The sequence below is a fragment of the Chryseobacterium sp. Leaf405 genome, from assembly GCF_001425355.1.
Taxonomy (GTDB): domain Bacteria; phylum Bacteroidota; class Bacteroidia; order Flavobacteriales; family Weeksellaceae; genus Chryseobacterium.
In genome coordinates this window covers 1,021,878-1,047,644 of record NZ_LMQN01000015.1, presented here as the reverse complement: position 1 = coordinate 1,047,644, position 25,767 = coordinate 1,021,878, and the positions used below count along the sequence as shown (strand labels likewise).

At 34.7% G+C, this 25,767-nt stretch carries 17 protein-coding genes; 13 read left to right on the top strand and 4 right to left on the bottom strand.

The window, feature by feature from the left end; all coding sequences use genetic code 11:
- The first annotated feature begins 31 nt into the window (after positions 1–31).
- The 9 genes from ASG22_RS14700 (at position 32) to msrA (ending at position 13,390) form a co-directional block, all read left to right on the top strand.
- Positions 32–1,054, top strand: a complete 1,023-nt coding sequence (locus ASG22_RS14700; protein WP_055986126.1) for a GDP-mannose 4,6-dehydratase — start codon at positions 32–34, stop codon at positions 1,052–1,054.
- A gap of 142 nt (positions 1,055–1,196) precedes the next feature.
- Complete coding sequence (locus tag ASG22_RS14695; protein ID WP_047399050.1) at positions 1,197–1,418, top strand: DUF2795 domain-containing protein; 222 nt, start codon at positions 1,197–1,199, stop codon at positions 1,416–1,418.
- Positions 1,419–1,543: 125 nt separating this feature from the next.
- Complete coding sequence (gene secA / locus ASG22_RS14690; protein ID WP_055986124.1) at positions 1,544–4,618, top strand: preprotein translocase subunit SecA; 3,075 nt, start codon at positions 1,544–1,546, stop codon at positions 4,616–4,618.
- A gap of 149 nt (positions 4,619–4,767) precedes the next feature.
- Positions 4,768–6,927 (top strand): TonB-dependent siderophore receptor, encoded by a 2,160-nt coding sequence (locus ASG22_RS14685; protein ID WP_055986121.1) that lies wholly within the window; start codon positions 4,768–4,770, stop codon positions 6,925–6,927.
- 41 nt (positions 6,928–6,968) lie between these two features.
- Positions 6,969–8,168, top strand: coding sequence for a PepSY-associated TM helix domain-containing protein (locus ASG22_RS14680; protein ID WP_055986118.1), 1,200 nt, complete (start codon positions 6,969–6,971; stop codon positions 8,166–8,168).
- Positions 8,165–10,279, top strand: coding sequence for a TonB-dependent receptor (locus tag ASG22_RS14675; protein ID WP_055986115.1), 2,115 nt, complete (start codon positions 8,165–8,167; stop codon positions 10,277–10,279). Before ASG22_RS14680 ends, ASG22_RS14675 begins: the two co-directional genes overlap by 4 nt.
- A gap of 45 nt (positions 10,280–10,324) precedes the next feature.
- Positions 10,325–11,536, top strand: coding sequence for a PepSY-associated TM helix domain-containing protein (locus ASG22_RS14670; RefSeq protein ID WP_055986112.1), 1,212 nt, complete (start codon positions 10,325–10,327; stop codon positions 11,534–11,536).
- An 82-nt stretch (positions 11,537–11,618) separates the two neighbouring features.
- Positions 11,619–12,590 (top strand): ROK family protein, encoded by a 972-nt coding sequence (locus ASG22_RS14665; RefSeq protein WP_055986109.1) that lies wholly within the window; start codon positions 11,619–11,621, stop codon positions 12,588–12,590.
- Between the two features lie 245 nt (positions 12,591–12,835).
- Entirely contained in the window at positions 12,836–13,390 is a 555-nt protein-coding gene (gene msrA, locus ASG22_RS14660) for a peptide-methionine (S)-S-oxide reductase MsrA (protein ID WP_055986106.1), read from the top strand.
- 140 nt (positions 13,391–13,530) lie between these two features.
- Here msrA and ASG22_RS14655 read toward each other — a convergent pair whose 3' ends face one another.
- Both ASG22_RS14655 and ASG22_RS14650 read right to left on the bottom strand, forming a co-directional pair.
- A complete protein-coding gene (locus ASG22_RS14655) occupies positions 13,531–15,297 on the bottom strand; it encodes a RagB/SusD family nutrient uptake outer membrane protein (protein ID WP_055986104.1) in 1,767 nt (588 codons plus the stop codon).
- 18 nt (positions 15,298–15,315) lie between these two features.
- A complete protein-coding gene (locus tag ASG22_RS14650) occupies positions 15,316–18,360 on the bottom strand; it encodes a SusC/RagA family TonB-linked outer membrane protein (RefSeq protein WP_055986099.1) in 3,045 nt (1,014 codons plus the stop codon).
- 330 nt (positions 18,361–18,690) lie between these two features.
- On the opposite strand from ASG22_RS14650, the gene ASG22_RS14645 reads away from it, so the two are divergent.
- Entirely contained in the window at positions 18,691–19,758 is a 1,068-nt protein-coding gene (locus tag ASG22_RS14645) for a phosphatidylinositol-specific phospholipase C1-like protein (protein WP_055986096.1), read from the top strand.
- Positions 19,759–19,865: 107 nt separating this feature from the next.
- Here ASG22_RS14645 and ASG22_RS14640 read toward each other — a convergent pair whose 3' ends face one another.
- Positions 19,866–21,656 (bottom strand): metallophosphoesterase family protein, encoded by a 1,791-nt coding sequence (locus tag ASG22_RS14640; RefSeq protein WP_055986093.1) that lies wholly within the window; start codon positions 21,654–21,656, stop codon positions 19,866–19,868.
- Positions 21,657–21,729: 73 nt separating this feature from the next.
- Complete coding sequence (locus ASG22_RS14635; RefSeq protein ID WP_055986090.1) at positions 21,730–22,617, bottom strand: hypothetical protein; 888 nt, start codon at positions 22,615–22,617, stop codon at positions 21,730–21,732.
- 411 nt (positions 22,618–23,028) lie between these two features.
- On the opposite strand from ASG22_RS14635, the gene ASG22_RS14630 reads away from it, so the two are divergent.
- The 3 genes from ASG22_RS14630 (at position 23,029) to ASG22_RS14620 (ending at position 25,635) form a co-directional block, all read left to right on the top strand.
- The gene (locus ASG22_RS14630) at positions 23,029–23,220 is read left to right on the top strand and encodes a hypothetical protein (protein WP_055986088.1); all 192 of its coding nucleotides are present in this window, start codon (positions 23,029–23,031) and stop codon (positions 23,218–23,220) included.
- Between the two features lie 65 nt (positions 23,221–23,285).
- Entirely contained in the window at positions 23,286–24,965 is a 1,680-nt protein-coding gene (locus tag ASG22_RS14625; RefSeq protein ID WP_055986084.1) for an ATP-binding protein, read from the top strand.
- 4 nt (positions 24,966–24,969) lie between these two features.
- The gene (locus ASG22_RS14620) at positions 24,970–25,635 is read left to right on the top strand and encodes a response regulator (protein ID WP_055986082.1); all 666 of its coding nucleotides are present in this window, start codon (positions 24,970–24,972) and stop codon (positions 25,633–25,635) included.
- Positions 25,636–25,767: the final 132 nt, after the last annotated feature.

Sequence of the window (25,767 nt, the reverse complement as noted above, 5' to 3'; positions counted from 1 at the left end):
TTTATATTTTTGTACCCTTAAAAATACACAGATGAAGTATCTTGTAACCGGAGGAAGCGGTTTTATTGGTTCCCACTTAGTCGAGCAATTATTAAAAAAAGGACATTCTGTCATAAACGTTGACAACTTCGATAATTTCTACGATTATCGGGTGAAAATTAAAAATACATTAGAGTCCATTGGCAAAAATCAGCATTTTGAGTTTTCTGATAAGGAAAATGATATCCAACATTTAATTTCAATTTCAAAATCAGAAAATTACGTACTGTACTATCAGGATATTCGGGATAAAAAAGGTTTGGAGGAGATATTTAAAAATCATGAGATTGATTTAATTATTCATCTTGCAGCACTTGCCGGAGTTCGCCCTTCTATCGAAAGACCTTTGGAATATGAAGAAGTAAACATTCGGGGAACAATGAACCTTTGGGAATTATGTAAAGATTTCAATATCAATAAATTCGTTTGTGCATCATCTTCAAGTGTTTATGGAAATAACGACAAAGTTCCTTTTGCCGAAACTGACAACGTAGATAATCCGATTTCTCCTTATGCTGCCACTAAAAAATGCGGTGAAATTTTAGGTCATGTTTATCATGACCTATATAAAATTGATATGATTCAATTAAGGTTTTTCACAGTGTACGGACCGAGACAGAGACCGGATCTTGCTATTCATAAATTCACAAGATTGATTTCTGAAGACAAAGAAATCCCTTTCTATGGCGATGGAACGACAGCCAGAGATTACACTTATATTGATGATATTATTGATGGGATAGTAAAATCAATCTATTATCTGGAAAATAACGCTGATGTTTACGAAATCATTAATCTTGGAGAAAGTCAGGTGATTAATTTAAATGAAATGGTTTCCACTATAGAAAATACACTGGGAAAATCTGCCATCAGAAAAAATCTGCCAATGCAGCCCGGCGATGTCCAGAAAACCAATGCAGATATTACCAAAGCAAAGACATTAATTGGCTACAAACCTGACACAAACTTCCAAAATGGCATAAAAAAATTTGTGGAATGGTTTTTGAGAAAGTGACCTCAAGTAAGCTTCAGAAAGTCGCTCTAATACTTTTTGTTGGCATACGATGAACAAAAATTAATAAAAAGAATTGAAAATCAGGTGTAAAAAGGCATATAATATAAGCTATTTTTATACTTTTGCAAAAAATTAGAAAATTATGTACTGGACATTAGAATTAGCTTCATATTTAAGCGACGCACCTTGGCCAATGACTAAGTCAGAACTTATCGACTATGCAATCAGAACTGGTGCACCGATGGAAGTAGTAGAAAACCTACAGGCAATCGAAGATGAAGGAGAGATCTATGATGCAATCGACGAGATCTGGAGCGATTATCCTACGGACGAAGATTATCTTTGGAACGAAGACGAATATTAATTAATTGCATGAAGCTTTAGGTCTTGCTTGAAGCTTTTTGCCATTTTTTAACTATCAATTTTTACACGATAAGTGTTATTAAAAACGCTTAAAGGATATCACTTTAGGCATAAAGCAAAAAATTTATGAGTTTTTTAAACAAAGTTCTAAAAGGGTTTTTGGGAGACAAAAAAGCGCAGGACCTAAAAGAAGTAAAAAAAGTTGTAACAAAAATCAAAGCTGTTGAACCAACTATTCAGCAATTGTCTGATGATGGTTTAAGAGAGAAAACTGCTGAGTTTAAAGAAAATATTAAATCTGCAACCAGCAAAATCACAGCTCAAATAGAACAGACACAAGAGCAGATAAAAAATTCGAAAAACGTAGACGAAAAAGAAGGTCTTTTCTCAAAAATTGAGACGCTGAAAAAAGAATCATACGAAATCGAAGAAAAAGTTCTCCTTCAAATTCTTCCTGAAGTTTTTGCATTAGTAAAAGAAACAGCAAGAAGATGGGCACAGAATGGCGAAATCCGCATAACAGCATCCGATTGGGACAGACAATTGGCGGCGGCTGGTAAAGATTTCGTAGAAATTCAGGGAGATCAGGCTGTTTGGAAAAACTCATGGGATGCTGCCGGAACACCCGTACATTGGGACATGGTACATTACGATGTTCAGTTTATCGGAGGGGTTATTCTTCACAGCGGTAAAATTGCCGAAATGGCAACCGGTGAAGGTAAAACGTTGGTAGGTACGCTTCCAATTTTCTTAAATGCACTTCCTGCAAGAGGAGTTCACGTAGTAACTGTGAATGATTACCTTGCAAAAAGAGACTCGGCATGGATGGGACCATTGTACCAATTCCACGGAATGAGCATCGACTGTATTGATAATCACCAACCGAACTCAGACGGAAGGAGAAAAGCATACAATTCAGATATCACTTATGGAACAAATAACGAATTCGGTTTCGATTATTTGAGAGATAACATGGTAACTTCACCTTCAGAGCTGGTACAGAGGGAATTAAACTTTGCTATCGTAGATGAGGTTGACTCTGTTTTGGTAGATGATGCAAGAACACCGTTGATTATTTCCGGTCCGGTTCCTCAAGGAGACAGACAGGAATTTGATGTTCTAAAACCTTCTATCGACAGAATTGTTGAAGTTCAGAAAAAAACTGTTTCTGCAATTTTTAATGAAGCTAAAAAATTAATCGCTGCAGGAAAAACAAAAGAAGGAGGATTTAAATTGCTTCAGGCATACAGAGGTCTTCCTAAAAACAGACAATTAATTAAATTCTTATCGGAAAGCGGAAACCGTGCATTGCTTCAGAAAACTGAAGCTCAATATATGCAGGACAACAACCGTGATATGCCGATTGTAGATAAAGATCTTTATTTTGTTATTGAAGAAAAGAACAATCAGGTTGATTTGACAGACAAAGGGGTTGAATATATGTCTCAGGGAAATGAAGACAACAATTTCTTCGTTCTTCCTGATATTGGAACTGAAATCGCTGAAGTTGAAGCTCAAAATCTATCTAAAGAAGAAGAATTTGAAGCTAAAGAAAAACTTTTTGCAGAATTTGCCGAGAAGTCTGAAAGAGTTCACACAATGAGTCAATTATTGAAAGCATATACATTATTTGAAAAAGATGATGAATATGTGGTTATTGATGGTGAAGTAAAAATCGTTGATGAGCAGACTGGTCGTATCATGGAAGGAAGACGTTATTCAGACGGTCTTCACCAGGCGATCGAAGCGAAAGAAAATGTGAAAATTGAGGCGGCAACGCAGACTTTTGCAACGGTTACGCTTCAGAACTATTTCCGTATGTACAATAAACTTGCGGGGATGACAGGTACAGCAGAAACGGAAGCAGGTGAGCTTTGGGAAATCTACAAATTAGACGTTGTAGTAATTCCTACCAACCGTGTTATTTTAAGAGATGACAAACAGGATTTAGTTTTCAAAACTAACAGAGAAAAATATAACGCTGTAATTGAAGAAATTGAAAAATTAACTGCCGCAGGAAGACCTGTTTTGGTGGGTACAACTTCGGTTGAAATTTCTCAATTATTGTCAAAAGCACTTCAATTAAGAAAAATTAATCACCAGGTTCTTAACGCAAAACTTCACAAAAAAGAAGCAGAAATCGTTGCAGGAGCAGGACAGCCTGGAGTTGTAACCATCGCAACCAACATGGCGGGTCGTGGTACGGATATTAAACTTTCTAAAGAAGTAAAAGAATCCGGAGGTTTAGCAATTATCGGTACAGAAAGACACGATTCAAGACGTGTTGACAGACAGTTGAGAGGTAGAGCGGGACGTCAGGGAGATCCTGGAAGTTCTCAGTTCTATGTTTCTTTGGAAGACAACTTAATGCGTTTGTTCGGTTCTGAAAGAATTGCTAAAATGATGGACAGAATGGGCCATAAAGAAGGTGAAGTAATTCAGCATTCTATGATTTCTAAATCTATCGAAAGAGCACAGAAAAAAGTAGAAGAAAATAACTTCGGAACAAGAAAAAGACTTTTGGAGTACGATGACGTGATGAACAAACAGCGTGACGTAATCTACAAGAGAAGAAAAAATGCTTTGTTCGGAGATCACTTGAAATATGATATTACGAATATGATTTTCGATGTTGCCAATTCTATCGTAGTGAAAGGAAAAGCAAACGGAAATTATAAAGATTTTGAATTTGAAGTTATCAAATATTTCACAATGGGCTCTCCAGTTTCGGAAAGTGATTTTGGTAATAAACAAGTTCCTGAATTAACGAATATCTTATTCAAAGCAGCTCAGGAAGATTATCAGATGAAACTTAATTTATTGAAAGAAAAATCATTCCCGATTATTGAGAATGTATTCCAAAATCAGGGTTCAATGTTTAAAATGATTCAGGTTCCTTTCACAGACGGTCACAAGACAATGACGATCGTGGCAGATCTTAAGGAAGCTTATGAAACGCAATGTGAAAGTTTAATTAATGATTTTGAAAAGAATATCACCCTTTCAATTATCGATGAAAACTGGAAACTTCACCTTCGTGAAATGGATGATTTAAGAAGATCTTCTCAAGGTGCTGTTTACGAACAAAAAGATCCGTTGGTAATTTACAAACAGGAATCTTTCCACTTATTCAGTGAAATGATTGACAAATTAAACAAAGAAATTATTTCATTCTTATACAAAGGAGAAATTCCTGCATAAGTTTAAAATTAATTTTATTATACAAACCGCTTCAGCATTGCTTGGAGCGGTTTTTTGTTATTCAATAAATAGCAATGTATGATAAATATCAATACTCAAATTTATTTAGAATAATTAAAAACAATATCTTTGCGTAAAATTTGACTTTCATGAAAAATGTACTGATCTGCGCCTCATTGTTGGGTTCTATGCTGACTTTTGCTCAGGAGAAAAAAGATTCTATCAAATCTAATGATATTGAAGAGGTAGTTGTAAATGGAAAATACTACAAAAAATATGTAGAAAAGGAAGGATCATCTTCTATGCGTTTAGATGAAGAATTAATCAAGATTCCTCAAAACGTTTCAATCATTACCAACAGAGCTTTAGAAGATCAGCAGGTAACAACTTTAAGTGACGGTGTTTTGAGAAACGTTGCAGGAGCTCAGAGATTGGAGCACTGGGGTGATATGTACACGAGAGTAAACATGAGAGGTTCAAGAGCAGCCGCTTTCATGAACGGAGTAAACGTAACTTCAAACTGGGGACCACTTAGTGAAGATATGTCTTTCGTAGATCATATTGAATTTATTAAAGGTCCATCAGGATTCTTAATGTCAAACGGTGAACCAAGCGGTATTTATAACATTGTTACAAAAAAACCGACAGGACAATCTTTAAACGGTTCAGCCAGAGTAACCCTTGGAAGTTACAATATGTACAGAGGAGAAACTGATATTGACACAAAAATTACGGATAAAGTAGCCTTTAGATTGAATTTAATGGCTCAGAACAAAAAAAGTTTCAGAGATTATGAATTCAACGACAGGTATATCATTAACCCTTCATTAAAAGTAAATCTTACCGATAAAACAACTTTAACAGCTGAATATATTTACCAAAGAGCTAAAATGTCTGAGGTAGGATCAGCATATGTATTTAGTTTTGATGGTTATGGTACAAAGCCAATTGAATATACTGTTACTGATCCGGGAATTGACCCAACAAATGTTACGAATAATACAGTAAATGTAAATTTGCAACATAAATTTAACGAAAATTGGAAATTAACCACTCAATTATCTTATGTAAATGAATATACAATGGGGAGTGATATTTGGCCAGGAACTTTTATTTCAAATACACAATTCATTAGAAATCTAAATTTCTGGGAAGCAAGCAATGTCATGAAATTTGGACAAGCATTTTTAAATGGTTATATCAAATCAGGCCCCGTTTCTCATAAAATTTTAGCTGGTCTTGATTTAGGATCAAAAAAATACTTAGCAGATTGGTCAAAATTTGGAGCATTGGATACTGCAACAAATCCATTTGATTTAAATTCAACGACATATTCTACTCCAAGCAATGGATATCCACATTTTAGCGATGATGGTAAATCGCTTTTAGAAAGAGCAACACCATATGGAACAATTGAGCAGGAATATACAGGTCTTTATTTACAAGATGAACTAGGATTTTTTAATGATGCTTTAAGATTAACGCTTGCTGCAAGATATACAAACGTAAAAGAAAATAGTTACGGAACAAAAACTGAAGCAAACAGAATTACTCCTCGTATAGGCTTAAGCTATTCTATTGATACAGATATGTCTGTATATGCATTATATGACCAAGCTTTCTCACCACAATCTGGATTGTTCAGAGATGGAACAACAGCCAAACCAATTACAGGAAATAATATCGAAGTCGGCGCTAAAAAAGATTGGTTCGGTGGAAAATGGAATACTACATTATCGCTATATAATATCAACAAAAATAATGCAATAGGTACAGACCCAACAGATCCAACGGGAATGTTCTCAATTTTTCTTGGAAAAACAAGAGTTCAAGGAGCGGAATTTGATCTAAAAGGAGAAATTACAAAAGGCTTTAATGCTATTTTCAATTATGCCTTCACGGAAAATAAATTTACAGAAACAACTCCATTAGCTAACAAAGGAGATAAAGTTCCTGGATATGCAAAACATACAATAAACGGTTGGTTAAACTATACATTCACACAAGGTGATTTGGAAGGATTTGGATTAAGCTTTGGAGGAACATTTTTAGGAGGAAGAAGCAGCTGGAACTGGGGAAGCACAAATGCTCCTTTAGAAATGAATGATTATCTAAAATTTGATGCTGGTCTCTCTTGGGAAAATACAAAGTTCAGAATTGGGTTGAACGTATTCAATATTTTCGACAGATACTTATATAGTGGAAGCAGCATAAACTTTACGATGGCAGATGGTACTCAAAAAGGAGGTTACTATTATCAGGCAGAAGCCCCAAGAAACTTTAGATTATCAATAGGATATAAATTTTAAATAATTAAAAGTTAACCCCTCAAAAGGTTAACTTTTTTCTCATGAAGAAGAAGCATCACCATAAAAAGAAACCTTCATTCACAAAAAAATGGTCTGCCAAGCTGCACTTGTGGCTGGGGCTTTCCGTTGGAATTATCGTGTTTATTGTTTCGTTGACAGGGACGATGTATATTTTTAAGGATGAAATTCAGAATCAGCTTCGAAAAGATGTGATTTATGTAAAATCAGAAACAGTTACTCGACAACCGCTTTCGATTGAAGTGTTGAAGGAGAAAGTTTCAATGGAAATTAATGAGAAATATCCCCTTAGCTCAGTTGAAATTCATTTAGACAAAAACAAATCTTACGAATTTCTCTATATAGAAAAAGATAAAAAAGCGTGGAATTATTTTGATGAAATAAAAATCAATAAACTTGTTTATGTCAATCAATACAACGGGCAGATCTTAGGAATTTATAATGAAAAATACGATCTGTTTCCTGTCTTAAAAGTCATTCACTGGAGTTTATTATTAAAATCAGACTGGGGAAAATATGTGGTCGGTATTCCGGTGTTTTTATTTATTATTCTGCTCATTACGGGAATCGTTCTTTGGTGGCCACAGAATAAAAAAGTAAGAAAAACACGTTTAACATTCGATTGGAAAAACGTAAAAACCTGGAAACGCAAAAACTATGATCTTCATAATATTCTGGGATTTTATGCTTCTTTTATTGCTTTACTATTGAGTTTATCAGGTATTTATTTTGCTTACCCTTGGGTGAAAAATGCTTTTAATTTTACACTTTCAGGTTCATTGGAACTTCCGAAGGAAAAAGAAATCAAATCTCCAGACTCATTATCAAGAAAAAATAAGACAGTTTTTGATCTTACAGAAAAAGAAACGAGAAAATTATATTCAGCTTCATCAAGCTTCAGAATTCCGTTGAACGGAAAAAATAAAAAAGGAAAAGAATTAAAAAATATTCCAGTCCTCATTTATGGTGAAAACGGAAAATTTGCCATCAGAAATCAACTGGTTTTTGATAAATACTCAGGAAAACTATTAGCAGACAAACCTCATCAGAATCTTACCAACGCAGAAAAATATGCCAATGCCAATTATGATATTCATACAGGCTCTTATTTTGGGATCATTGGAAAAATCATCTGGTTTATGGCTGGTTTAATTTGCACTTCACTGCCTGTAACAGGATTTCTGGTATGGCTAGGGAAGAAGAAAAAAGGAATTAAGAAATGAAAAAACTCATACTATCCGTAGCCACTTTAGCTGCGATCACAACATTTGCACAGCAACAGGATTCTTTACAGGTAAAAGATGTAGACGAAGTCGTTTTAACAGCTTCCAGAAAAAGAGAAAACATCAAGGAAATTCCAAGTTCTGTTACGATTATCGGTCAGAAGCAAATTCAGTCGCAACTGACGGTAAATTCGGATATTACAAGCATTTTACAATATACCGTTCCAAGTTTGGGAACAAGTTCCGGACAGACTTCAAACACCGGACAGACGTTGAGAGGTCGCCAGGTTTTGGTTTTAATTGATGGAATCCCACAGTCTACTCCACTTCGAAACGGAGCAAGAGATCTAAGAGTGATCGATCCTTCAGTTATCGAAAGAATTGAGGTCATTAAAGGCGCTTCATCCATCTACGGAAACGGCGCAGACGGCGGTATTATCAATTATATTACAAGAAAAAATAATTCAGATAAGAAGATTACAGGTATTTCTCAGGTGGGCATCAGCGGACAGCCTTATGGCGGAACGTTAGGTTTCAGAGCAAGTCAGCTGCTATCAGGACAAATCTCTAAAAGTTTCGACTACGTTGCTTTATTGGCGTACGAAAGAACAGGCTATATGAAAGATGCAGACGGCGTAAATTTAAGTCCGACTTACAGCACTGCCAAAATGGATAACTATAACGGAATGTTGAAGTTAGGCTACAATATTAATGATAACCAGAGAATTGAAGCCTCTTATATCGGATATGCTTCAAAATCTGATTTAAATTTAGGTTTGGTCAACGGAAAATACGGAATTAAACCAACCATCGGAGAAGGTATAGGAAACGGATTGGAAACCACTCCGCAGGGAACACCAAGAAATCATAATTATAAACTAAGCTACGACAACAAAAACATTTGGAAAGGAACCGCTTTAAACATCAATTTATATTACCAGGATTTTAGAACGGTGTACGGTTACAGTAATACTTTCCTAAACGGAGGTCAGTCTAATATTGTTTCTAAAAAAGGCGGCGCAAGGTTAAATTTAGATACTCAGCTTTGGAATGCTGCCAATTCTCAAGCAGAAATCATTTACGGATTAGATGTTTTAAATGATAAAACTGCTCAGAAACTTGAAGACGGACGTTTCTGGACTCCCGAAATGAGCATGACCAACATTGCTCCGTTTGCTTTAGTTAAAATTGATTTACTGAAAAAACTAACCATTAAAGGAGGTTTCCGTTATGAAAACATGAAAGTTGAGGTCAGCGATTTCAACACACTGCCAAGAATTAAAAATGATGGGACTTTCCCCAACAGTATTTTTGTAAAAGGCGGTAATTTAGATTTTAACAGCTTAGTCGGAAATGTGGGAGTACGCTATAATATCAATCCTCTTGTCAATATTTTTGGAAGCTTTTCACAGTCATTTTCAATTAATGAATTGGGAAGAACATTGAGAGATGCCACAGAAAGCACGATCGACAGAATTGAAACAAAACCGATTATCGTTAACAATTATGAATTAGGCGTTACAGGACAAATCACAAAGTGGATCAACTATGAAATTACTTCTTATGTAAGTACCTCTAAACTTGGTTATTCCTATACACAAGGTGCGAATAATGCATTTATCGTGCAAAGAGCACCGGAAGTCGTGTATGGGGTTGAAGGATTCTTACATTTCAATCCTGTGAAATGGATTAATTTTGGAGGAAGCTATAGCTGGATGGAAGGAGTAACTTCACCGAAAGACGATAAAGATTATTCAACCAAGATCAACAACAGCAGAATTACCGCACCAAAAATTTTGGCGTATGTTCAGGTGAGACCGACCTCATCTTTATCTGTCGGATTGGATATGCTTCACACTTTCGAACAAAATAGGTTTGAACCGAATGCAAAAGGTTTATATGTGTATGGTGAAGGAAGAGTTCCGGAATACACAATCTTCAACTTTAAATCAAGTTATGATGTGAATAAAAGCTGGAAAGTGTCTTTAGGGGTTGAAAATGTGTTCAATAAACTGTATCAGCCAGCGATTGCGTGGTGGGGAGCAAGAGATGCCGATTTTACCAATTCGTTGGGAATGAGAGGAACTTTCATGATTGAATATAAATTTTAATTAAACTAATAAAAAGTTTAAAACATATCTTTGAACTTAAGGAATATGAAGAAAAAGCATCATCATAAAAAAAAGCGAAGCGCATTCAAAAAATGGACGGGCAAACTACATTTGTGGTTCGGTTTGGGTATTGGATTTTTGATTTTCATCATCTCCATTACCGGAGCTTTATATGTTTTTAAAGACGAAATTGAAAATATCACCCGAAAAGATGTCATCTATCACAACGAACAGAATATTGATCAAAAACAGGTTCTTCCGATTCGTGTTTTAGAGAAAGCTGTCGTGGAACAAGTGAAGGAGAAATATCCCGTTCATTGGGTGAATATTCCGATTGATAAAAAGATGTCTTATCTTTTTTATTGGTACGAACATGACCCGAAAGGCTGGAATTATTTTGATGAATTTCCTATTTATAAAGTAGCGTACGTTAATCCTTACAACGGAAAAGTTCTAAGAACGTATGACGAGAAAAACGGCTTCTTCCAGATTGTAAAAATGATCCACTGGAGCTATCTTTTAAAGCAGGAATGGGGAACATATGTAGTAGGAATTCCAGTCATCATATTTGTCATCATGCTTATTTCCGGAATTGTTCTCTGGTGGCCTAAGAATAAAGCAGCCAGAAAACAGCGTTTTTCTTTCAAATGGCAGAATGTAAAAAGCTGGAAAAGAAAGAATTACGACCTTCACAATGTCTTAGGATTTTATGCTTCCATATTTGCATTAATCTTTTCATTAACAGGATTATTCTATGCCTTTTTTGTGGTTCAGGCAGCATTTTATTTCATATTTTCCGGTGGAAAAACGGCTTATCCCGACTTTTCTTCCATTAAAACTAAAGCACCGATCGAACTGAGAACGGAAGGAACTTTAGATAAAATCAGCAATACCGTTAAAGCAAAATATCCGGATTCTTACGGTTTTTCTATCGATTTGGGACACGAACATATGGATGATCACGAGCACCCGAATTTTGAGGTTTACGTAAAACACTTATCATATTCATACCACAAAAGCAGCAGCTTGATTTTTGATGAAAACTCAGGTGAATTGCTTCACACACATGACATGAAAGACAAAAATTTCGGTGAAAAAACGGCTGGTGCCAATTATGATATTCACGTAGGATCTATTTTGGGACTTCCGACAAAGATCATTGCCTTCATTGTAAGTTTGATATGTGCCTCATTACCAGTGACTGGCTTCATGATCTGGTGGGGAAGAAGAAAAAAGAAAACAGTAAAAATGGTCTGAATTTTTTTAAATATTTGTTTAATTTAATAATTCATTAATACAATCTTTTTTATAATTTTAGCTTTCAGAATTAAAAATAGAAATGTCATTATTAGATTTATCAAAACATGTTGCCCTAGGAATTGACATAGGAGGAACAAATACCAAGTTCGGAGTAGTAAATCATCGTGGAGAAGTTCTTGAGAAAGGCAGCATCCGTACAGATGACTACCCTACCGTTGAAGAATTTATCGACGCTTTATATAATAACATTCAGCCTCTGATTAAAAATCAGGGATCTGAAACCAATTTTGACGGAATCGGTGTTGGTGCCCCAAATGCCAATTATTATAGAGGTACTATTGAACAGGCTCCCAACCTTCCATGGAAAGGTGTTATTCCTTTCGGTGAAATGATGGCAGAAAAATTCAAAATGCCTTGTACACTTACTAATGATGCGAATGCTGCAGCAATTGGTGAAATGCTTTTCGGAGCTGCAAGAGGAATGAAAGATTTTATCATGATTACCTTAGGAACTGGCGTAGGAAGCGGAATTGTATCGGGAGGAAAACTAATCTACGGACATGATGGATTCGCAGGAGAGTTAGGTCATACTATTGTAAAACCGGGCGGAAGAAAACATTGGAGCACTGGATCCGAAGGAAGTCTTGAGGCGTACGCATCTGCAACAGGAATTGCCATTACCGCAAAGAAAATGAGAGCAGAATTCCCGGAATCTATGTTGAGCCAGTTTCCTGAAGAAGCGATTAATTCTAAAACAGTACACGAATGTGCATTAAAGGGTGATCCGATTGCTATCGAAGTTTTCAGATATACCGGACATAAACTAGGTGAAGCATTGGCAAATTTTGTGATGTTTTCTTCACCGGAAGCGATTCTTTTATTCGGAGGCGTTATAAAGGCAGGAGACTTTATCTTAAAACCTACTAAACTTCACATGGAAAGAAACCTTCTTCCTATTTTCAGAAATAAAGTAAAATTGGTTTTCAGTGAGCTGGACGAAGCAGATGCTGCTATTTTGGGCGCAAGTGCTTTGGTTTGGGAAAAAAAGTAACTGAATTTACTGTAAATAATATGAAGCATCCTTTTGGGTGCTTTTTTTGTTTAAAGTCTTATTGAAATCCTTCAGAAAAATACTGTTGATTTTTATACATGAAATAATTTGTCTCATCTATTATCATAATTTAGTTTAGAAGCTTTTATTAGACATAAAATGAAAAACTTTTCCTTATTTTTGATCTGTTTTTTCTCCATTTTTCTTAAAAGAGAAAATATTTTAATTACAATAATCAACTTAGAATGGATAACAATAATTTAGAGCAAATTACCTTCGGAGGCGGATGTTTCTGGTGCGTGGAAAGCTGTTTCAATATGCTGAAAGGAGTGAAATCTGCCATTTCAGGATATTCCGGAGGTCACAAAGATAATCCGACTTATGAAGAAGTTTGTACCAGCGAAACCGGTCACGCTGAGGTCGTGCAGATCACCTACGATCCTGCAATTATTTCTTATGAACAATTAATGGACGTTTTCTTTTTTCTACATGATCCTACCCAATTAAACAGACAGGGAAATGACGTTGGAACACAATATCGTTCTGTTATTTACTATAAAGATGATGCTGAAAAAGCAAAAGCTGAAGAAGCGATCAAAGTTTCTCAGGAATCAGGAAGATGGTTAGGAACGTATGTAACAGAATTAACGAAATTCGAAAAATTCTGGGCGGCCGAACAGTATCACCAGGGATATTACAATGAAAACCCTACACAACCTTATTGCAGTGCTGTGGTTGGACCTAAAATTCAGAAGTTTAAAAAACATTTCGGAGAACTGGGAATGCTGAATGAAGAATAAAATTTAAGTTTTGGCTAAAGCCCAATTTATTTATACATTTTATTAAACGGGTTAAAGCCCACTTCTATTGATAAAAACAAAAGCGAAGAGGTTTTCTCTTCGCTTAATTGTAAAAATAATCGTTTTATAAAGAAGAAAAATTAGTATCCAGGATTTTGTTTGAAATCTGCCGATGCATCAATCGTTGCCTGAGGAATAGGGAAAATTCTTCTGTAAGGTTGAGAAGCAGGTTTTGCGGTTCCAGGGAGATCAAACTTCTTAAATCTGATCATTGCCTTTCTTCTGTACATTTCCCAATACAGTTCAAATCCAGACTCTCTGAATAATGCATTCTCATCCAAAGAAGCAAGCACAACACCAGCAGTATTTCCTTTTAACGCATCATTTGTCCTGCTTGTTCTTAGTTTATTAACATCAGCCAAAGCTGCCGTTATATTTCCGCTTCTGAAATAAGCTTCTGCTCTCATCATGTAGATTGTTCCTAATCTGTATAATGGAACATCCATTCCGCTCGTTCCGTTATTTCCTAATCCCGGATCAAATTCGAACTTGAAGTTTCTTACTCCTCTGTTAATCTGAGCCTGTGTAAATACAGCTTCTGAAGGATTATCAAAACTCAGTTCAGGAGTGAAATCTGCAGCAAGTGTTGTATTTTTCTCTGTGAATAATTTATAGACTTTAATTCTTCCGTCTGCAGTCATATCAAAATTTCCGTTGGCAAGAATTTTTGGTCCGTATTGCTGACCAACCTGTAATCCTCTATTGAAATGAAACCAAGGTTTTCCTGTCCCCTCCACTTTGCTTGTTGACGGTACACTTACGTCAGATCCATCATTTCTGAACCAAGTTCCGTCTTCATACTGATAGGTTCTCTGGAAACGAGGATCGTTATGATTTCCGTCCCAAGAGTAATAGAATTCCGGAGTGATGCAAGATGCATTTGTTCCTCTGTTGTCAGGTGAAGGCTTTTGAATTCTTTCCATAGACATATATGCCAAGTCATTATCCGAACCTTTGTCTGAACCAGCAATTTTCTTCTGAACAACTGTAAAGATCATTTCCTTACTTGTATCATTATTAATGTCAAAATTGTGGAAATAATTAGACTCTAAACTGAAATTTGGATTATTAATCAATAAATTAGAATACTCAATCACTTTATCCATATCAGTTCCGCTTCCTGTAACAGCCTGTTCTAAAAAATTAAAATTACTTGCCGTTTTATTCTTCAAAACAACTCTGTTCAGATACATATCTGCCAAAAGTGCATAAGCTGCCTGTTTTGTAAATCTTCCGGCGTGTGTATTCTGAGTTTTAATATCAGCAAGATTAGGAATAAGTCCTTCCACTTCTTTGATGAGGTCATCAATTGTAGTTTCTGCTTTTCTGATTTGGATCGGTGCATTGATATTATCCGGATCTCTGTAAGGCGCCTGTCCAAACAAATCGATCGTTGTGTAAGTATAATAAGCCAGTAATCCTTTTGCTTCTGCTAAAAATAACGCTTTATTAGCTCCGGTACTTTTGCTTGCACTTGATATTGCGGTTAAAGACTTTGTAATTCCGAAGTTCAATTGATTCCAGGTTGTTTTCACAACATCACTGTTGGCATCCCACGTAAACTCATGCATTGCTCTCCATTTCCCACCGTCTCCCCAGTCGCTTCCTCTTGTTGGTAATAAAGCTTCATCAGTAGAATATTCCTGTAAAGCGAAAACACTTCCGTGATCTACAAAAGTTCCTTCACCAAGTTGGCTGTAAGCAGCGGCCAAAGCGGCTTCAGAATCTGCAATTTCAGAACCCAATACCTCATCGATTACTTTTTCATCCAGATTGGTACATCCCATTAAGGCTAATGCAGCAACGGATAAAACTATTTTATTAATATTTAAAAATGTATGTTTCATTATTTCTTTTAACTTAAATTAAAACTTAACGGTTGCTCCCAAAATGAATGTTTTCGCAGATGGATACGTTGTGTAGTCAATACCCAAAGACTGATTGCCACCAACCTGTTTACTTGTATCAACAAGTGGATCATAACCAGTATAGTTGGTGATGGTGAATAAATTTTGTGCACTTACATACAGATTGATACCTTTCAAAAACTTCAATTGATTTATATCAAAAGTATATCCTAATCTTACATTATTCAGACGGATAAAGTCTGATTTTTCAAGATATAAAGAAGATAATTGAGGCTGATTGGTAAAGCTTGCTCCCGAATCATAAAAGTTTTTCAAAACATTTCTGTCCGAAGCCAAATTATTGATATTTAGGTCCAACGCTGTATTATTAACCAAATACCCTCCGGTTTGCCCAATAAAAGAGAATGAAAAATCAAATTTCTTGTACTTCATATAAGAGTTGATCCCAAAAGTGAAGTTAGGAATCGCTCCCTCGAAAATTTTTCTGTCATTCTGATCGATTCTTCCGTCTGCATTTATATCTTCATAAATATATTTTCCGTTGGCATCAACTCCCAAATAGTTGTACATATAGAAAGAACCTGCTTCGTAACCATTTTTATAGATATTCGCAGTAACTCCTGAAAGTCCAGGACCTGAAACCTCACCTGTATAAACTGCAGAAACCGGAAGATCTTTCACAACGTTATTTACCGTCGCTCCATTCACATCAAAATTCCAAGTGAAATTTTCATTTCTTATAATTTCTGAACCTAGAGATAGTTCAAAACCTTTATTAATAATCTTTGCGTCAACATTTCTCCAAACTGAACTTGTTGGACTGAGAGGACTTGAAGGAATACTTAAGATAGGATCTTTCGTTGTTTTATGATAATATTCTAATGATCCGTACAATTTATTTTTAAATAAGCTGAAATCCGCTCCAATATTCGTTTGTTCCACAACTTCCCATTTCAGATCGGCATTTACCGTTCTATTTATCGAAACTCCATTAATTAAATTTAAATTATCATACAAATAATATCCTGCAACCTGCGTTAAGGAAGAACTTGCCTTTGTAATTTTATTCTGAACTTCCTGATTACCGGTCTGTCCCCAGCTTCCTCTTAGTTTTAATTCATTAACAATACCAGAATCTTTCAGGAAATTTTCATTTGAAACCATCCAACCTACAGCAACAGAAGGGAAATATCCGTATTTATTGTTGTCACCGAAACGTGTAGAACCATCTGCTCTTAATGAAGCTGTCAGCAAATATTTTTTATCAAAATTGTAATTTACTCTTCCGAAATACGACTGTAATTCGTTTTCCTGAGCATAGCCAGCTCCCGGCACAAATGCCGTTCCTGAATATCCAGGATTAATTTCCGGGGAAATTCCTGCTCCCTGTGCTGCAATATCTTTTACCCCAAAATAAGTTCCTGTAGATTTGAATTTTTGATAAGAGAAACCTCCCAGTAAACTAAAATTATGTCTGTTTAAGTTAAAATCATAGGTTAAATAATGTTCCAAAAGCACATTATAAGAATCAAGATTTGCCTGAACGTACATTCCTTTTGGTGTTCTGTCAGTTAGATTGGGGAACATTGTTGTATTTCTTTCCGACATTGTTTTATCAACACCTAAATTGAATTTATAATTTAATCCGGGTAAAATTCTCAACGTTGCCTCTGTATTCCCTAATACTCTGAATGTATTGGTTTTATCCTGATAAACACTCAATAAATACAACGGATTGTAGTGAGCGTTCATATTAAAATTGGTATAATTTCCATTTTCATCATACACAGAACGTGTAGGATTTGCCATTAAAGCGTGGATAATTAACTGACCGTCAGACCCTGCATTACCGCCATTCGGAATTCCGGTTTCTTTAATGTCACTTGCGGTAAGATTTACTTTAACCTTTAGTCTTTTATTATCAAAGAAAGATTCTTCAGCATTCAAACGGGCTGTCGTTCTTTTAAAACCGCTGTTCAGCACGATACCATCCTGATCCATGTGAGAAAGCGATGCAAAATAACTTCCTGTATCCGTAGCTTTTGAAAATGAAACCGAATGATTAGATGAAACTGCATTTCTGTAGAGCTCATCCTGCCAGTCTGTATTTCCGCCGTGGTCGTATAATTTATTGATTCCTGCTGCTCTGTATTCGTCAGCAGTCATTAAATCTAATTTCTTAATTACAGAAGAAAAACCTAAATAGGTATCATATGTGAACATTGGCTCCCCTTTCTTCCCTCTTTTTGTCGTTACCAAAACAACACCATTTGATCCTCTCGCTCCATAAATGGCCGCCGCAGAAGCATCTTTCAACACAGTGATAGATTCGATGTCACTTGTGTTTAAGAAGTTCAATGGGTTTTTTGCCTGAGTATTTCCCAACCCTACGTTCGGGCTTGACGCACTTACCGCATCGTTACTCAAAGGAACACCGTCTACAACGAACAAAGGCGTACTTCCGCTTCTGATGGAACCGATCCCTCTTATCGAAACATTTACCCCTGCTCCCGGTTCACCGCTCGACTGAACGATACGAACGCCGGCGATTTTTCCCTGCATCAGATTATCAACAGAGATATTCATTCCTTCTTTGAAATTCTCTGCTTTCAGCTGACTAATAGCTCCCGTTAAATCAGATTTTTTCTGAGCTCCGTAACCAACCAAAGTAACCTCTTCAATAGAAGTTGCCGCTTTTTTTGATTGTAACTTAACAGAAACTGAAGTTCCTGTTATTTTTGTTTTTTGAATTTCATATCCGTCATAAGAAACAGATAATGTCTGCCCGATATTCGCAGAAATGGTAAAATTTCCTGAAGCATCGGTAGTAGCGGTAACTCCCGTTTCTACAATAGTGACTTTTGCGCCCTCCATTGCAGAGCCCTCCTGATCTGTTACATTTCCGGTGATCGTTTCATTCACCTTTGAGTAAACAGAATAGTTTGCCGAAAATTCTTCTGCATGAGCCTGGTTTGCCACCAGGAAAATCAATGCGATCGGAATTAGTTTTTTAAACTTAAAAAAATTAATTTTGTGGTACATATCATTAAGTAAGTAATTACACAACGTTACATTGCTTAATAAAAAGCCGCTGTTGTTCCCGCAACAGTGGTTTTCATTTCTGCCCGTCGTTAGTTTTTATTTCGGCATACAAAGTAAAAACGTTTAACCTAAAACCATTTTAACATAATATTATCTTAAAATCAATTCTACATCAATATCTGGTTTTGAAGGATCAAAATACTATTCATTATCAAACACTTAAAAAATGATGAAATTATTCATTTACATATTCGTAAAGAAGACTTAACATAATATGTAAATCTGTTTAAGGAAAGACTTGCTATTTTCGCCGTTACAAAATTTGAATTCATGAAAAAGGCAGTTTTTTTAGGTTTATATTTATCTTCTCTGAATCTTGTTTGGGCGCAGTCTCAGAATCTTAATGATTTAAAAATCAATGAAATTCAGGTGATTGGTTCGCATAATTCATATAAAAAAGCCATTCTCCCGGAGGTTTACAGTTATTTATCGAAAAAAGACTCTCTGAATTTTCTTCCGAGAATTCAATATGAACACATTCCAATTCCCCAGCAGTTGGATTTAGGACTGAGAAATCTTGAAATTGATGTATACGCTGACAGTAAAGGCGGAAAATATGCCCATCCGAAAATTTTGGATCTGGTAAAAACGACACAACCTTTCGATCCTGAAGGGAAAATGAAAAAGCCGGGTTACAAAATGATTCACATTACGGATATTGATTATCAGACTTGGTACTATACGTTGGAAGATTGTCTGAAAGATCTGAAAAAATGGTCTGATGCAAACCCCAACCACGATCCTATTTTTATCACCCTTGAACCTAAAGACGGAAACGCCAATCGGTTCGGAACAGAACCGGAACATTATACCGAAAAACTTTTTGATGATCTGGATAATGAGTTAAAAAAATACTTAGGCAAAAATAAAATTATAACACCTGATGATATTCGTGGCTCATACAAAACTTTGAATGAAGCTGTTTTGCATAAAAACTGGCCAACGGTGAAAGACGCCAAAGGAAAATTTCTTTTTGTATTGGATAACAACAGCGAAAACCGAGATTTGTATATGAAAGATCATCCGTCTTTGAAAGGAAGGATGGTTTTTACCAACTCCGCTCCCGGAACGCCTGAATCTGCGGTTCTATTCATGAATGATCCAAGCCCGAAGATTGCCGAATTGGTAAAACAAGGCTACATCATCCGAACAAGAGCCGATGCCGATACTATGGAAGCGAGGCAGGAAGATTATTCAAGATTTGAAAAGGCAAAAGAAAGCGGTGCGCAAATTATCACAACAGATTATTATCAGCCAAGCAAGCTTTTTAAATCAAACTATACCGTTAGTTTTGAGAATAATACATACGAAAGGAGAAATCCTCTGAACGAAAAATAAAACATTTTACTATTAGATTTCAAATGAAAGACTGCCTGATTTTTGGGTGGTCTTTTGTTTTGTTTGCATTTTTTTATTTCTATAGAAATGTACAGTCTGTGAAAAAATTACAGCCTTTTTATCGACTGTGTTTTTAAATCTATTTCGAAATGATCTGCCGGATCTGCGTTTGATAATAATGAAAGAATTCTAAAGACAGATTTTAATTGTATGATAAATGAATCTTGGGATGTGCTATTTTCAAAAAGTTGTTCTAATGTCTGATATTGCTGTAATCTTTCTTTCGAAATATCTTTTTTTGCCAACTCATCAGCAGATTGAAATTTATATAAATCTAAAAGTAAATCTTCAAAATTCCAGTTTTTAAAGGATTTATGGTTAACTCCAGCTTGCTTTAATTGATTTTTATTCTGAATTAATAATAACAAATCCTCCCCATTTAATTTTCCGACTTTTTCAACGAAATCTTTCGGCCAATCATCGGGAATCATTCTCAGACGAACCAATTCTTTCAGATGAAACAACATAAAATCATGATACGATTTCGATTGTAAAATATCTTTATTCCAAAGGATTTTGTTGTTGTCTTTTTTCAAAGCTTCATATTCCTTTTCATACAAGGGAAATAATTCGTCGAAATTCGGAACATCATTTAAAATTTCCGTCTGCACTTCCATTTTATCGGGAGACTTTATTGTTAAAATCTTATATGCCGGAAGATAAGCCGCTAACGAAGGAACCTGAACATTCACCAACATTTTGTCTCCAACCTTTCTAATTCCTGTATCGTTAATGTGCATATGTCCCGCAAAATGAATCTGCAAACCCGCATCAGCAAAAACTTTTGCCACTTCTTCATCGGGGACACGTTCTAACTGCCATTTTTTTTCACCTAATAATTTTTTTATTTCATCTGTAGTACCATCATTAAAATCGATCATTGGATAATGTGTAAATGCGACAACCGTTTTTCCATTAGTTTTTGCTTCCTGCATCATTTTTTTCACCCAGTCGATCAGATGTTTTTTATTCTTCAGGACATTATTGTAACCGATACTTGCGCCTTTATAATTTGAAGGATTATTTGGATTTTCGTGTATATTTTTCGGAATGTAGGTGTTTCCGTCGATGGCGATCATCCAAATTCCTTTTATAGGTTCAACGACATAACTTAAATCCGGGACAGAAAACCCTTTGGAAACTTCATACATTCTTTTAGAATAATCTGCATTCTGTAAAGCTTTTGCGTAAGAATAGCTAGCAAAAGAACCTGGATCAAAAGGTGTACTCCAAAATAAATTTTCCTTTTTCGGATAAAAACCAAAGTCTTTTAATTCGTGTAGAATTTCAAGATAACCTGATTCTGCGATGTCTTTTGTGATGATTTTGTGGGTTGCTTTTCCGATATTTTCTTTGCTGTAAATTCTTAATGGATTTCCATTTGCTCCAAGAAAATCATCTTTTCCGGCATCCTGATAAAACGGACCAACAGGATCGTGGTTGCCTGTCGTGATGTAAAAGTCGATTCCGTATTTACTATGATATTGTTCTAAAATTTTGTGTAATCCACGAATGTTGTAAGCTTGTCCATCATCCGAAAAATCTCCGGGCATGGCTACAATTTTAATTCCTTTTGCTGCAATATCATCCAATGCTTTTAAGAAAGCAAAATAATTTTCATTAAAAATTCGGGTGGAATGCAATTGAGAATCCATCGTTCTCAAAATGGTTGGTTTCCCTGTTTTAGGATTGATAATTCCCTTATAATCGTTATCTGAAAAACTTCCGTACAGATCCTGAAAATGCACATCTGAAAGAAAAGCAATCTGCACAGGCTTATGCTGAGCCGAAAACAACGAAAAAGCAAACAGTAAAAAAGAAAATATTCCTTTATTCATCTTAAAATAAACGAAATTAAAGGAATATTGTGTGAATTGTTTTAACTGAATTTTAAATAATTGTGAAGGAAATTTATTCTTCCGTTTGTAATGAATCTATTTCCCGTCCAGCATATTTTAGAATCATATGATCACTAGCTAACTTCAGTTCTCTACCATTGTCCGGATTTATCCCGTCCATTGTAAAAAAATCTACCTCATTATTCCACTTAGAACACCATACTTTACCTAATGAATTAGCAAGTGTAAGAGTATCTTTTCTTATAATTTTTCTTTGATGCCGAAATACTTTTTTATCCATTGCAACAACTTCAAATTCTGGGCTGATATAACTACTATCAGTTCCGACATATCTTTCTCCATTCCAATACATATAATTTTTTTCAATATCAGGTTTTCCATTGGATAGAAAACCAAAACTAAATGGTTGCTTTTTATCTTCTTTTTTACCATTTGAAAATACAACACCGCCCGTAACAAGAAGTAAAACAAAAGTAATTTCTAAAATCCCCAAACCGTTTTGTTTTATAAACTCTGGCATTTTGAAATGCTGATCATTTTTATTATCATTTTTGTTATCGTTTGAGTTTGAAATGTTAATGACAACACCACGAGATATATCATTTGTTGAAGAAAGTGGATTATTATCAACATCTACTTTTATTGTTGTTTTACTCGCATCTTCTCCTTCTTTAATAATTGTTGTAGAAAAATCATCATAATCATCAAATTCTAAATATTGACTTAGTCTGTTTAGTATATATAACTCTATATCAATATCTTCGTCGCTTTCTATATAAGCCTCATAATATCTAATAAGTGTTCTTTTCGAAATAATAAAGCCTAGCTTTTCGTCGAGATAAGATGAAAGATCAGAAGCTAAGCCGCCTTTTGTATTTTTTTCTGAACTTTTTTTAATTCTGCTAAATACTTCATGGATTAGTAGTTTTTTCTTGGACATAATTAGTTTTTTAAGGGTAATACAAAATACTTGATTTTCTATCATATAGCATTACGGTTTTCCGTAACGAATTACTGTCATTCATTGTCCTTCGCTGTCCTCATCTTGTCATCAATTATTCCCTACAATTCCTAGAAATTTGTAATCAGAAATCAGTTGATAAACAAACATTTAAAACAACAATCAAAAACAAATTTACAAAACTGATTTCAAAAATCGCCAGATAAAACGGAAGAAAACTCCGGGTTGGGAAGCAGATGTTTCTCTTCCGTTTTTGAAGGTTTACTTCCCAAAAAATTTAAGAAGCGCTTCGAAAATTTTCAAACGTGTACAGCTCGGGATAAATATTCTGAGAGGAAGAAAAATAATCTCAATTTTTAAATTTTTTAAACAATGTTAAACTTAATATTGATGCTATTCGGACTAGCATTTGGACATAATAATGCAAATACATCATCATGTAATCACGATAATAACGGACAGGTAACCACTCAATTGACAAATCCAGGTGGTGGTACTGATCCAGGAACGGGAGGACCAGGTGGAGGTGGCGGTACAACAGGAGATACAGGACAACTACCTCCTCCTTTTACAAATCCTTAATAGTTTTCAAGGGCAGATTTAATGATCTGTCCTTTTTTATTATTACTTTGCAAAAAACTAATACAATGAAAAAGGTAATATTTTTACTAATCTTAATATCTTTCATATCTTGTTCAAGAAAAGATAACACACCACAAGACAGCACCGCAAAAAATATTTATCATAAAAAAGGTGAAAAGTTCCGAGAATCTAAAGTTCTTGATTCCGCATTTTATTACTATTATCTAGCCAAAGAAAATTACATTAAAAACAATGATTCTGTGAAAGCCGCAGAATCATTAATTAACATGGCTTTTATACAAAATACAAAAGGAGATTTTTATGGTAGTATTGAAACATCTTTTATTGCAAACAAATTTTTAAATGATGAAAAAAATTCAATAGTTAGAAAAGACTTAGCTACAAGCTATAACAATATGGGTATTGCATCTGGTTTTTTATATAATCATAATGATGCCATTCAATTTTATAAAAAAGCAGCTGAGTTTACCTTAGATAAGGAACATACTTTCATTTGTTTTAATAATATTGCGGATGCTTATCTACATAAAAAGGATACTGTACTTGCGAGAAAATACTTAAACTTAGCTATTAAAACTAAAAATAGTAAAAACTATACTCGTGTTATAAATAATTTAGGAAAGCTGAAATTACTCCAAAATCCAAATAATAATCCCCTTCATGAATTTTACAAAGCTTTGAGAATTAGATTTGATTCAAGAGATATAGAAGGACTAAATTCAAGTTATTCAACTTTGTCTGACTATTTTAAAGATAGAGATAAAAACAAATCATTATCATTTGCAAAAAAAATGTTAGAAACTGCAACAGTGCTTGAAAATCCGGAAGATCAAATGCAGGCATTACAAAAACTTATTGAGTTAGATCCTACCCGTTATTTAAATTATTTTAAAAAATTCCAATCTCTTAATGATAGTCTTATTCTTTCTAGAGGAAAAGCAAAAAATCAATTCGCTGTAATAAGATATGATGTAGACAAAAAAAATGTTGAAAATCAAGACTTAAAACTTCGTGATACTGAAAATAAAATTAATATTTTATATCGAAATATTATTTTAAGTATTCTAATATTTTTACTAATCGGAGGTTTCTTTTATTATAAAAAAAGAAAAAAACGCCTCCAACAAGAAAAAGAACTCGAAGTTAAAAATACCCAACTCAAAATGTCCAAAAAAGTGCATGATGTTGTTGCCAACGGAATCTATCAGGTGATGACAAAGATTGAAAATCAGGAACATTTTGACAGAGACAAAGCGCTTGACGAACTGGAATTTGTATACGAAAAATCAAGGGATATTTCTTATGATAAAATTGACGGCACTCATGAAGAAAAAGATTTTGACGAGAAAATATCTGAACTCATCGGTTCTTTTAAAAACGAAACAGTAAATACTTATGTAGCCGGAAATGAAAAAGATGTATGGAAAAATGTAAGTCAGCCAACCCAGGATGAGGTCTATCAAATTATCCGGGAATTACTGGTAAATATGAAGAAACACAGTGAGGCAGAACGAGTTGTTTTTAAATTTGAAAGAATTCATGATACCGTTCAGATTCAGTATACAGATAACGGAATCGGGATTTCCGGAGACATAATTTACAAGAATGGTCTATCTTCTACGGTTTCCCGTATAGAAAGTATTCACGGAGAAATTATTTTTGACACTAAAATAGAAAAAGGACTGAAAATTAATATTTCATTTCCTGCTTCCTTAAAATCCTAAAAGTATGTTCAAAAAAATTCTAATTGCCGAAGACCACGAAAGTATTAATTTATCTGTACAGAAAACATTGGAGGATCTCAATATTCCTAATGTTGATTATGTGTATTATTGTGACGATGCATTGGCAAAAGTTCACAAATCCCTTCGTGAAGATCAACCTTACGACCTTCTGATTACTGATCTTTATTATGAGGAAGATCATCACAAACAGGAAATTAAAGACGGAAGAGAATTAATTCAAAAAATAAAAGAAATTCAGCCTTCTTTAAAAGTTATTGTATTTTCTGCCGAACACAAATCCGGAGTTATAGATTCGCTTTTCAAAGAATATCAAATTAACGGCTATGTTCGAAAAGCCAGAAATGACTCTAAAGAATTAAAAAAATCCATCGCATCTGTTTTTATTGATGAAAATTATTTGTCTTTAGACCTTAAACAGGATGTGAAAAAATTTAACAGTTATGAGTTTTCTGCTTATGACATTACCTTGGTTTCATTACTTTCAAAGGGTGTTTTACAGAAAAATATTCCCGCACATCTACAGGAAAAAGATATTAAGCCTTACAGTTTGAGCAGTGTCGAAAAGAAATTAAACAGCTTAAAAGAAGATCTTGAAGTCACCAGCAATGAGCAATTAGTCGCCTTCTGTAAAGATATTGGGATTATTTAAAATAAGTTTCTTCAAATATATTTAGCACACAAACCTTTCAGAAAATTGAAAGGTTTTTTGCTTTTACGGATTCCCGTAAGGCAATGAAATTTAATGCTCATATTTTTGGATCATCAAACAATAAACAATTTA